Genomic DNA, 10832 nt, shown 5'->3' on the forward strand with positions numbered 1-10832 from the left:
GTGGGGTGATGCGAGCGGAGGAGGCGACGGGTGGGGGGTGCGAGCGGAGGCCTCGGAACCGCGCTAGATGCGCAGGGCCGTCGCTCCCGGCACACGCTCGACCGTGTGAATCACGCGCCAGTCGTCACCGCCCAAGCCCTTGGCCCACTTCGCGTCGCCGGTGGTCAGGAACGAGTCCGCGAGCGACTCTCCCATCACCAAAACAGAAGGGCCAGCTCCCGAAATCACGGCAGCCAGCCCTTGGTCACGCAGGTAACGCATCATTTCCATGGCAGACGCCATGATGTCAGCACGGTAGTGCTGGTGCAGTTTGTCCTCAGTCGCGGCGAGCAGGTCCTCGGGACGGCCAGCCAACGCGTTGACGAGCAACGCAGCGCGCCCCAGGTTGAATGCCGCGTGCGTATGGGGCACCTGCGCGGGCAGCACGGAACGTGCCTGCTTGGTCGGCAGCACCGAACCGGGGATCAGCACCGCGGTCTCGATCTCGGGAGCAATCGCGAGCGGGGATGCGTGAGCACCCACCTCGTCCAACCACGCCACGGTCGCGCCGCCGTAGATTGCCGGCGCGGCGTTGTCGGGGTGGCCCTCAAACTTGGTTGCCAAGTCCAGCGCGATCTCAGCGGACAGCGCCTCTGGCTCCGCAATCAGTCCACGTGCGGCGGAGATTCCAGCCACGACAGCGGCCGCGGAGGACCCGAGGCCCCGCCCGTGTGGGATCCGATTTGTTGCTTTGATGTGCAGGCCCATCTGCGGGGCATTCACGTGATCGATGGCCGCACGCAGCGCCTGCACGAGCAGATGCGACTCGTCGCGAGGCAAGGTGTCGGCGCCTTCGCCCTCAATCTCGATTGTCACCTGGCTACTGCCGAGCGCGCGTACCTCGACCTCGTCCGCCACTCCTAGCGCCATGCCAAGAGCGTCGAAACCGGGACCGAGGTTTCCAGCGGTCGCCGGAACGGTCACTCGAACGTGGTCAGCACCCAGTCGCATCGTTAGAGCCCCAGCGCGTGTGCCGCAGCCGCGACGTCGACGGGGATCACCTCAGGCTCGACCTCGCGCCCCTTGAGCGCGGTCGCGGTGTCCTTCAAGCCGTTGCCCGTCACGGTGCACGTAATGGTCGCGCCCTCGGGCACTTCTCCCGCGGCCGATGCTGCGAGCAGTCCGGCGATGGGCGCGGCCGATGCCGGCTCGACAAAGACGCCCACGTCCGCCGCGAGCATGGCTTGGGCCCGCAGGATCGCGTCGTCGGAAACTGCACGGATCCAGCCGCCGGACTCGTCGCGAGCGGAAATCGCCAGGTCCCACGAGGCGGGCTTGCCGATGCGGATCGCGGTGGCGACGGTCTCGGGGTCCTTGATGGGGTGCCCGGCGACGAAGGGCGCGGAGCCCTCGGCCTGGAGTCCCCAGATCTTGGGGCGCTTGGTCGCGATACCCGCGTCGGCGTACTCGTTGAAGCCCATCCAGTAGGCGGAGATGTTGCCGGCGTTGCCGACGGGAAGCATGTGGATGTCAGGAGCGTCGCCCAGTTGATCAACGATCTCGAAGGCCGCCGTCTTCTGACCCTGGAGGCGGTACGGGTTCACGGAGTTCACCAGCGCTACGGGATAGTCCTCGCTGAGGGCGCGCACGATGTCGAGGCACTCGTCAAAGTTGCCGTCCACCTGGACCAGCTTCGCGCCGTGGACGATCGCCTGAGCCATCTTGCCGGCAGCGATCTTGCCCTGCGGAATCATCACTACGCACTGAAGACCTGCGTGGGCTGCATAGGCCGCGGCCGAAGCACTGGTGTTACCGGTCGACGCGCACACCACCGTGTGGTCGCCGTCCTTGACGACCTGCGTGATGGCGGACGTCATGCCGCGGTCCTTGAAGGAGCCGGTGGGGTTCATGCCCTCGTACTTGACGTAGACCTCGGCGCCCACCATCGAGGAGATGGTCGACGCATGGATGAGCGGCGTGCCACCCTCGCCAAGCGAGATGACGCGGTCGCCCTCATCAAACGGCATCCGGTCCATGTACTCACGGATAATTCCGTTCCAAACGTGCGCCATTACTCTCCCTCAATTCGCAGCACAGACAGTACTGCGTTGACCGCGTCGTTGGCGCGCAGGTCCGAGACCATCTGGTCAAGGTCCTTCTCTGGCGCGCGATGCGTCGAAATCACTAGTTCGGCGGTGCCCTCGGCCCCCGCGCTCTGGCGGACTGTCTCGATTGAGATGCCCTTGCCTGCGAGAATCGCGGACACGGCGGCGAGCACGCCGGGCCGGTCCGCAACATTGAGTCGCAGCTGGAAACGGGTGAGTGCGGCCGAGATTGGCAGCACGGGCAAATCCGCGTAGTTCGACTCGCGGGGGCCCTTGCCGCCACCAGCGATGTGGCGCGCCACGGAGACTACGTCGCCCATTACGGCCGATGCCGTGGGCGCCCCTCCCGCTCCCTGTCCGTAAAACATGAGTTCGCCGGCTGACTCCGCCTCGATGAACACAGCGTTGAACGCGCCGCGCACGCCGGCGAGTGGGTGAGTCAGCGGGACCAGTGCTGGGTGCACGCGAACCGTCACACCATCGTCAGCGCTCTCGGCGATCGCGAGCAGCTTGATGACGTGGCCTGACTCGGTGGCCGCGGCCACATCCGCCGCCGTCACAGAACTGATGCCCTCGCAGAACACGTCGTCGAGCGATACCCGCTGGTGGAATGCGAGAGACGCGAGGATCGCGGCCTTGGCCGCGGCATCGTGGCCCTCGACGTCTGCCGTGGGGTCCGCCTCGGCGTAGCCCAGCCGCTGCGCCTCCGCGACGACCTCGTCGTACGGAAGACCCTTGGTCGTCATCTCGTCGAGCACGTAGTTCGTGGTGCCATTCACGATGCCGAGGATGCGTTGCACGCGGTCACCCGCGAGAGACTCACGTACGGGACGCACCAACGGGATGGCACCCGCGACGGCGGCCTCGAAATACAGGTCCGTGTTAGCCGCATCGGCGGCCTCGTAAAGCTCGGCACCCTTCTGGGCGAGCAAAGCCTTGTTCGCGGTGACGACGGCCTTGCCGGCGCCCAGTGCGTCCATGATCGCGGTTCGCGCGGGTTCGATACCGCCCATCAACTCGACCACGATGTCGGACGAAGCGATGAGCGCGGCGAGGTCCGAGGTGAGCAGGTCACGCGGCACCACTGGGTCGCGCTCGACCGAGGTGTCGCGGACATACACACCACTGATCTGAACAGGTGCGCCCACTCGGGCGGCCATGTCCTCGGCCTGCTCGGTGAGCAGCCGGATCACCTGGGTGCCCACGGTTCCGCATCCAAGGATGGCGATTTTCACGGGGTCAGCAGTCTGTTGAGGCACGGCTACACCTTAGCGGTTGTACGGGGCAGGGTGGGAGTCGCCCGCCTCACCCTCGTCCACACATAGAGAGGCCCACGACCCCGGCGTGCTGAGGGATACACCGGGGCCGTGGGGGTCATGCGTGAGGTCGAGCCATGGAAGGCGGTGACCTCACAAACTTGTCAGTTGCCGCCAGGACGGGCAGGCGGGATGCTCTGGACGTCTTCCGCGAGCGTGGCGTCCTCATTGCCCTCCGAGTAGTCGGACTCATTGCTCACGACCTTCTCGCCGTCAAGTACTGAATGGCCGCGCTCCTCGCGCTCCTTCACTACCTCTTCAGCGATCTCGTGCAGGGCTGCAGTCTTCTCATGCTCAGTTGCGGGGACGTTCTCTGAACCAGTCATTGGAACCACTCCTTTTCACGACGTCGTTGTGCGGGCCTTCACTATTGGTAACGAATAGGTCACGGAAGTATTCCGCCCTTCTCAGAATTTCTTAGATTCCCGGGGGCTTGGGCGGAATCTCGGCGCGTGCTTCGGCGGCCTCTGCCTCATCATGCTCACGCTGGATGGGATCCTCGGTGCCGTCAAAGTACTCCTCGAGGGCGGCATCGTTGTCCGCATTCCGGCGCGGCTTGTCGGCCTCGTCGTTGTTGGGCTCGTCCTTGTCATGATGTTTGAAGATAGACACGTGTCGCCTGCCTCTCACTCGCCTTGAGCCGCGCCGCCATGACGCTCTCTCAATATAACTTTGTGCACGGCCGCGCGTCGGCTGAGAAGTCACATTGGGGACGACTCGTCATCTACGGTGGGCTGATGACAACCCCCGCGCGCGTTCTGATGGTCTGTACCGGCAACATCTGCCGCTCCCCCGCCATGCACTACCTCGCCGCGCGCGACTGGGGCGAGGCGGCCCAGGTCAGCTCCGCTGGAACGTACGCGGAAATTGGTATGGACGTCCCGCCGCCGATGCGAAGGTCCGCTTCCGCCGCCGGGCTCACCATTCCTCGCCACCGGCCTACGCAGCTCGACGAGGGCCTCATTGCACGCGCCAATCTGGTTCTCGTGGCCACCGAATCTCACCGCCGCTGGATCGAGGATGAACTCGGCACCGTTCCGGACCACGTGTTCGGACTCAAGCAGGTCGCCGAACTCGCATCGCGAGCGCCGGCACCCGACGGCGAGACAGCGGGAGCGCGGCTGACGAACGCCGCAGCCGTCCTACGCGCCGAGCACGACCGCGAGGGCGCGCCCCTGCGCAGCCTGGACGATCCGTGGTCGCGAGACCAGGTCACATACGACCGGGTCTACGGCGAGATCGCCGATGCCCTGGCCGAGATCGCTACTTGGGCGCGGCTGTCCGACTAGGCGCCCCGTGGCGAACGCCACGCGCTGGGCATGACGAGCGAAGGCGGACCGGGTTACTCGGCCGCGACGTCCCAGCGCAGGAGGTCGTCGAGGGTATCGCGGCGGATCAGCACCGTTGACTGACCGTCCCGTACGGAAACCACGGCCGGACGCAATGCGGCGTTGTAATTGTTGGCCATCGAGCGGCCGTACGCACCGGTGGCCGGAACCGCCAGCAGGTCTCCGCGCGCAACGTCGTGAGGCAACTGGACATCCCGCACCACCACGTCGCCGGACTCGCAGTGTTTGCCGACCACACGGCTCAGCGCCGACTCGGCATCCGAGAGCCGCGAGGCCACTGTGGCCGTGTACTCAGCCTGGTAGGTAATGGTGCGCATGTTGTCGCTCATTCCGCCATCGACCGCGACATACTGTCGTCCACCGCCGTCCTCGAGCTGCACCTGCTTCACGACCCCGACCGTGTATAGCGTCATACCGGCTGGGCCGGCGATCGCCCGGCCGGGCTCGATGCTGAAGCGAGGCCACGTGCCGCCCACCTTGGCGACGGCGGCCTCCACTGCATCGGCGATGCCGTAAGCCGCGTCACGGGTCTCGAGGGCCTCGCCGGTCTCGGTGTACGCGATCGCGTAGCCGCCGCCTAGGTCCACCTCGGGAAGTTCGGCACCGGTATCGGCGGTGAAGGCACCACGGAGGCCGAGCATGCGCTCCGCGCTCTCCTGGAACGCTGCAAGCGACAGGATCTGGCTGCCAATGTGCGTGTGTATGCCAAGGAGGTTGAGGTTTGCGGCGTCGTGACACGCGACAAGCGCCTCGTACGCGGCACCGCTCGCGAGTGACAAGCCAAACTTCTGGTCCTCGTGGCTCGTGGCGATGTACTCGTGTCCACCCGCGTGTACGCCGGTGGTCACGCGCACCATGACGGGCGCTACGACGGACAGTTCGGCGGCGAGAGCCTCCAGCACCTCGATCTCAGTGAACGAGTCGACGATGATGCGCCCCACGCCCACCTCGAGCGCGCGGCGCAACTCCGCATCGGACTTGTTGTTGCCGTGCAAGCCAATGTGCTGCGGCGCAACGCCCCCGCGGAGCGCAATCTCGAGCTCCCCCAGAGACGCGACATCGACGCACAGATCCTCCTCGCGCATCCACCGGGCGACCTGTGAGCACAGGAACGCCTTGCTCGCGTAGTACACGTCCACCTCGGCTCCCTTGCGCCCAAACGCGGCCGCGAAGTGGTCGCGAAAGGCCGCGGCACGGGCACGCATGTCAGCCTCATCTACGACATAGAGCGGCGTGCCGTGCTCGGCAGCGAGCTCGCGTACGTCAACGCCGCCCACGGAGATCGCGCCGTCGGACGTGCGCTTGACGGACGAGGACCAGACGGAAGCCATCGCTACATCCTCTCCGGGGCGCTCACACCCAGCAGTTTCAGGCCATTGCGCAGCACAACACCGGTCGCGTCGTTCAGCCATAGGCGCGTGTGGTTGAGGTCGGTGACCTCCTCGTCGCCCAGCGGAGTCACGCGGGTGCGGTCGTACCAACCGTGGAACGCCGAGGCGACGTCCTCGAGGTAGCGGGCCACCCGGTGCTGCTCACGGAACTCGACGGCCTGCGCCACGATGCGGGGGAACTCGCCCAAGATGCCCAACAGTTTTGCCTCGGCCTCGTGCGTCAGCAGGCTCGGGTCGAACGCCTTGTCCCGCGAGATGCCGTACTCGGCGGCGTTGCGAGCCACGCCAGCCGTACGAGCGTGGGCGTACTGGACGTAGAAGATGGGGTTTGCGTTGGACTTGGATGCGAGCAGGTCCAGGTCGATGTCGATGGTCGAGTCGGCGCTCGAGCGGGCGAGCGCGTAGCGCGCCGCGTCTACTCCGACCACGTCGACCAGGTCCTCCATGGTCACCACCGTGCCGGCGCGCTTGGACATGCGCACGGGGGCGCCGTCCTTCACGAGGTTGACCATCTGGCCGATGATGACCTCGACGGTCTCGGCATCGTCTCCGAACGCAGCGGCCGCGGCCTTCAGGCGCGCGATGTAGCCGTGGTGATCCGCGCCTAGCAGGTAGATGCAGAGGTCGGCACCGCGGTGGCGCTTGTCGCTGAAGTACGCGAGGTCGCCGGCGATGTAGGCGGGCTTGCCGTCGGACTTGATGACCACGCGGTCCTTGTCGTCGCCATAGTCGGTGGAGCGTAACCACCACGCGCCATCCGCCTCATAAAGCGATCCGGTGGTCTTCAGGTGATCCAACGCCTTGGTCACGGCGCCAGACTTGTGCAGAGAATCCTCGTGGAAGTAGACATCGAAGTCCACGCCAAAGTCATGCAGTGACTGCTTGATCTGCGCGAACATGAGGCGCACGCCCCGGTCGCGGAAAAACTCCTGAGCCTCGTCGCGCGGCAACTCAATGGGGTCGTCGTCGCCAGCCGCGGCGGCCTCGAGCATGACCTCGTTCGCGATGTCTTGGATGTACTGACCGGCATAGCCGTTCTCCGGGGTGTCCTCCCCCAGCACGACTGCGAGCAACGACTTGGCGAAGTTGTCGATCTGACCGCCGTGGTCGTTGAAGTAGTACTCACGCACCACGTCGGCACCGTGGAACTCGAGCAGGCGAGCGATCGAGTCTCCTACGGCCGCCCAGCGCGTTCCACCTAGGTGGATGGGGCCCGTGGGGTTCGCTGACACGAACTCGATGTTGACGGTCTTGCCGGTCAGCGACTCGCCGCTTCCGTAACCCTCGCCGTAGTCGACGATGCCCTTGGCCAACTCTCCTGCAGCTCCAGCGCCCAGGCGAATGTTGATGAAGCCGGGGCCCGCGACCTCAGCCGAATCGATGCCATCCGCGTCTGCGAGACGCTCGCACAGGGTCTCAGCAAACTCACGCGGGTTGGTGCCCGCCTGCTTGGCGAGCTGCATCGCGATGTTCGTGGCCCAGTCACCGTGCTCGCGCTGGCGCGGGCGGTCCACACGCACCTCGGGTACGTCAAAGGGCGACAGTTGGAAGTCGCTGTCGTCAATTCCGCTGAGAATGGCGGCACGGATGGTCTCGGAGAGTTCTTCTGGAGTCACCCGGTCAGTCTATCCGCGTCACTCGCGCCCGCGTGTGCGCCCTCGGTTCGAGCTCGCGTGCGAGCATCCGGCTTGCTACTGGGGCACAACCTCGCGGGGTACGCCGCGCTCGATGACCGCCAGGCGGGCACCGTCTCCGAACCGTGCGAAGTTGTCGAGGAACACCTCGCGCGGCTCGGTGAAGTGCGCCCAGTCGTCGATGTGCACGGGGACGATGCTGGCCGCGGGCCACATTCCGGCCACCTGGGCAGCGCGCTCCGCATCGAGCGTCAACAGCACGTCGCCGATGCTGGCAGCCTTCGCTCCCCCGGCGAACAGTACGGCGACGGCGACGTCGGGAAAGCGTTCGGAGACCTGTCGGGCCTTCGCCACCGACGCATTGTCGCCCGAGACGTAGACGGTGGGCCAGCCATCGGCTTCCAACACAAAACCGGTGACCTGTCCCGCCAGGTGCTTGACGGCACTCGTGCCGTGCCGTGCCGCGACGGCGGTGATGGTGACCGTGGCATCGGCTCCCTCGACGGAGAGCGAATCCCACCGAGCCATGCCGTGCGCGAGATCAAGCCGCTCGCCGCCCTCGGGCGTCGTGAGGACCAAGCCAGCGTCGGAAAGCATCGCGCGGCCGGACACATCCAGGTTGTCCTCGTGTTCGTCATGAGAAAGCAGCACGACGTCCACCCGGCCGATGCTGTCGCTGGGGACGGCGGGACCGGTTAACTTGGTGAGGTTTCCGCTCGGGCCGGGCGCATCGAACGTGGGGTCGGTGAGAAAGCGCAGCCCCGCATAGTCGAATACGACGGTGGGACCACCGATAAGGGTGAAGGAAATGGGGTGACTCATGAAGCCATTGTTGCGCGCTCATCTCGCCCGGCGATACCGCTAGCGTGCGAGCGCGTCCGTCACGAGGTAGATCACGCAGGCGATGCCGAGCGCGAGGACGGAGAGCGTGAGTACCGCCGCCGGCGGGCCCGACGGTTGCAGTGTTCCCGTCGCGACGAGTTCCGCGTGTGCGCGGCGGTACCTCCGCGCGGACGTCACGTAGGTCGCGACGGCGAGCGCCATGCCGATCACGCCCAGGGCGAGAACAACGACGCCGCCGTTCCCGGCAAGCACCTTGATGGATGCGGCGCAGGCGAGCCCAAAGGACAGTGCGGTGCGCCGCCACGCCAGTAGCGTGCGCTCAGGCTGCAGCCCCTCGTCGAAGGGCTTGTCGACGTATCCCTCGGTCATGCCGGCACCACTATGCGCACGGCAGTCTCTGGACGTCGCACGTCACCACAGCAGCCCGGCACCGATCAGTACGACACCGATCGCGATTCCAACGGAGAGCACTGGGCCAGTCATCGGTCCCGGCAGGGCCCGGCCCTGACGCAGTGACTGCTCGGTGCGCGCCCAACCGAACCAGGCCTGAGCGGTGGCGAGGAGGCCGAGACCTACGAACAGGCTGGCGGCGACCAGCCGCAGCACCGGGTTGATCGGCACGGCCAGTGCCTCCAGCGCCACGCCGGTGGCGAACAGAGCAAGGGCGGTGCGGGTCCACGCCAGGAAGGTACGTTCGTTGGCGAGGCTGAACCGGGGGTCCGGCTCGTCGCCCATCGAATACACCCGTGGTGGGAACCGCTTCCGCCCTTGCTCGTCGCTCATGAGACCAGTGTGCCCTGGTCTGCGCCCAACGTCACCTCTGGGCTTGGCTCGAAGCCGATGCGGAAGGCACCGACGTAGACCTGGCCACGGCCCTCCAGCTCGACTGGCGCCGTCAACAGGTTCCACGCGCGCCCCTTGATCTGAGCCTGGGCCATCATCTCCATGAAGTTGGTGGGCTTGGGCAGTGGCTCGCGTGGCGGCTCCGTGGTCCAGCCAACTGTCGCGCCGGGCGTCTCGCACGTCGCCGTGAGCACACCGTCTTCGACGGACACGACCGGCTCTGCGGTGAGTTGGCGCTTGCCCCCCGGGCGCCACATCTCGATCAGCTCGTCCTCGGGCATGAGGCCCAGATCGGGATAGGTGGCGCTCCACTCGTCAAGGGCGCCGCGCAGGCGGTCGAGTGTCTCTGCGTGCGCGGGATCGGTGGCCAGGTTGACGGTCTCGTGCGGGTCGTTGCGGATGTTGTACAGCTCCTCGGGCTCCTTGGCCGAGCTGACGTAGGAGCGCTGCAACGGCGTAAGTTTGTCGGGCACTTCGCCCTCGCCCAACTGCCCCGCTTCCTCGAACGTGAGGCGGCGCATTTCACCCCAGGTCGCCAGCTTGTCCGGGTAATCGCAGTGCGTCATATGTGGACGGTCGGGGTGCAGGTGGCGCACATAGCGGAACTGCTCGTCGCGCACGGTGCGGACGGTGTCGAGTTGCTCGTCCATGCGGTCACGGCCACCAAAGGCGTAGCGAGCTGCCGGAAGATCGGTGCCCTCGTCGTCAAAGAGCGGCGTGCCGTGCATGTGCGCGGGGATCTCAATTCCCGCGGCACGCAGCATGGTGGGTGCGAGGTCGATCATCTGCATGACCTCGGGACGCGAGGTACCGGCCTCAAGCTTGCCTGGCCAGCGCATGATGAGCGGCTCGCGCAGGCCAGATTCCGTGGCCCAACGCTTGGCGCGCGGCATGCCGAGGCCATGATCTGACCAGAACACCACGATGGTGTTGTCGGCGAGACCGTCCTCTTCGAGCTGCTCGAGGAAGGTGCCTACCTCATGGTCCATCTCAGTAATGAGGTCGAGGTAGCGTGCCCAGGACTTTCGGAATACCTCGGTGTCCGGGTAATAGGGAGGAAGCGTGATCGAGTCCGGGTCGTGCCGGTCCTCGTCCGCCACGTGCGACGTTGCCTTGAAGAACGCCTCGTCGTCGAGGTAGATCTGCGACTCGTGCGTGACGAATCCATGGTGCGCCATGAAGAACGGCTGATCCTTGTCTGGGCGGTTGCGCCAGTGGGCACCCCCAGACAGGTCGTCGTAGGCCGTGGGTGGGATCTCCATCTGGAAGTCCGTGAAGAAAGAGTTGGCGGTGTAATAGCCGGCCTCGCGGAAGTACTGCGCGAGCAGGCCCACCTCGTCCGGCGGGACCGCACGCGTGCGCATGTGCATGG

Annotated in this window: 12 protein-coding genes; 1 reads left to right on the forward strand and 11 read right to left on the reverse strand. The window is 66.1% G+C overall.

Annotated features, from left to right (window positions below; all coding sequences use genetic code 11):
- Nucleotides 1–63: 63 nt before the first annotated feature.
- The 5 genes from thrB to AOP73_RS00590 form a co-directional block, all read right to left on the reverse strand.
- On the reverse strand, nucleotides 64–963 hold the full coding sequence (thrB, locus tag AOP73_RS00570) for a homoserine kinase (protein WP_369345506.1): 900 nt from the start codon (nucleotides 961–963) through the stop codon (nucleotides 64–66).
- Between the two features lie 29 nt (nucleotides 964–992).
- Nucleotides 993–2051 (reverse strand): threonine synthase, encoded by a 1059-nt coding sequence (gene thrC / locus AOP73_RS00575; RefSeq protein ID WP_061962724.1) that lies wholly within the window; start codon nucleotides 2049–2051, stop codon nucleotides 993–995.
- A complete protein-coding gene (locus tag AOP73_RS00580) occupies nucleotides 2051–3343 on the reverse strand; it encodes a homoserine dehydrogenase (protein WP_084626455.1) in 1293 nt (430 codons plus the stop codon). The genes thrC and AOP73_RS00580 overlap by 1 nt, the downstream gene beginning before the upstream one ends.
- 161 nt (nucleotides 3344–3504) lie before the next feature.
- A complete protein-coding gene (locus AOP73_RS00585) occupies nucleotides 3505–3726 on the reverse strand; it encodes a hypothetical protein (RefSeq protein WP_061962725.1) in 222 nt (73 codons plus the stop codon).
- A 91-nt stretch (nucleotides 3727–3817) separates the two neighbouring features.
- Nucleotides 3818–4012 (reverse strand): hypothetical protein, encoded by a 195-nt coding sequence (locus tag AOP73_RS00590; RefSeq protein WP_061962726.1) that lies wholly within the window; start codon nucleotides 4010–4012, stop codon nucleotides 3818–3820.
- 125 nt (nucleotides 4013–4137) lie between these two features.
- Here AOP73_RS00590 and AOP73_RS00595 point away from each other — a divergent pair, with 125 nt between their 5' ends.
- Nucleotides 4138–4689 (forward strand): arsenate-mycothiol transferase ArsC, encoded by a 552-nt coding sequence (locus tag AOP73_RS00595; protein WP_160295410.1) that lies wholly within the window; start codon nucleotides 4138–4140, stop codon nucleotides 4687–4689.
- Between the two features lie 53 nt (nucleotides 4690–4742).
- Here the strand turns inward: AOP73_RS00595 and lysA are convergent, their stop codons facing one another.
- From lysA to AOP73_RS00625, 6 genes are all read right to left on the reverse strand, one after another.
- Entirely contained in the window at nucleotides 4743–6080 is a 1338-nt protein-coding gene (gene lysA / locus AOP73_RS00600) for a diaminopimelate decarboxylase (protein ID WP_061962728.1), read from the reverse strand.
- Between the two features lie 2 nt (nucleotides 6081–6082).
- Nucleotides 6083–7756, reverse strand: coding sequence for an arginine--tRNA ligase (argS, locus tag AOP73_RS00605; protein ID WP_061962729.1), 1674 nt, complete (start codon nucleotides 7754–7756; stop codon nucleotides 6083–6085).
- 75 nt (nucleotides 7757–7831) lie between these two features.
- Nucleotides 7832–8596, reverse strand: a complete 765-nt coding sequence (locus tag AOP73_RS00610) for an MBL fold metallo-hydrolase (RefSeq protein ID WP_084626456.1) — start codon at nucleotides 8594–8596, stop codon at nucleotides 7832–7834.
- 39 nt (nucleotides 8597–8635) lie between these two features.
- Nucleotides 8636–8986: a YidH family protein gene (locus AOP73_RS00615; RefSeq protein WP_061962730.1), complete on the reverse strand. Its 351-nt coding sequence runs from the start codon at nucleotides 8984–8986 to the stop codon at nucleotides 8636–8638.
- A 42-nt stretch (nucleotides 8987–9028) separates the two neighbouring features.
- Nucleotides 9029–9400 (reverse strand): YidH family protein, encoded by a 372-nt coding sequence (locus AOP73_RS00620; protein ID WP_061962731.1) that lies wholly within the window; start codon nucleotides 9398–9400, stop codon nucleotides 9029–9031.
- The coding region (locus tag AOP73_RS00625; protein ID WP_061962732.1) for a sulfatase family protein at nucleotides 9397–10832 on the reverse strand (1436 nt) is incomplete at its 5' end. The genes AOP73_RS00620 and AOP73_RS00625, both read right to left, overlap by 4 nt.

Origin of the sequence: Demequina aurantiaca, from assembly GCF_000975135.1 — a bacterium.
Lineage (GTDB): Bacteria > Actinomycetota > Actinomycetes > Actinomycetales > Demequinaceae > Demequina > Demequina aurantiaca.

Excerpts from the sequence above, each read along its gene's own strand:
- thrC (WP_061962724.1), bottom strand. The coding sequence starts at position 2,051 with ATGGCGCACGTTTGGAACGGAATTATCCGTGAGTACATGGACCGGATG.
- AOP73_RS00585 (WP_061962725.1), bottom strand. The coding sequence starts at position 3,726 with ATGACTGGTTCAGAGAACGTCCCCGCAACTGAGCATGAGAAGACTGCA.
- AOP73_RS00595 (WP_160295410.1), top strand. The coding sequence starts at position 4,138 with ATGACAACCCCCGCGCGCGTTCTGATGGTCTGTACCGGCAACATCTGC.
- lysA (WP_061962728.1), bottom strand. The coding sequence starts at position 6,080 with ATGGCTTCCGTCTGGTCCTCGTCCGTCAAGCGCACGTCCGACGGCGCG.
- AOP73_RS00610 (WP_084626456.1), bottom strand. The coding sequence starts at position 8,596 with ATGAGTCACCCCATTTCCTTCACCCTTATCGGTGGTCCCACCGTCGTA.
- AOP73_RS00615 (WP_061962730.1), bottom strand. The coding sequence starts at position 8,986 with ATGACCGAGGGATACGTCGACAAGCCCTTCGACGAGGGGCTGCAGCCT.
- AOP73_RS00620 (WP_061962731.1), bottom strand. The coding sequence starts at position 9,400 with ATGAGCGACGAGCAAGGGCGGAAGCGGTTCCCACCACGGGTGTATTCG.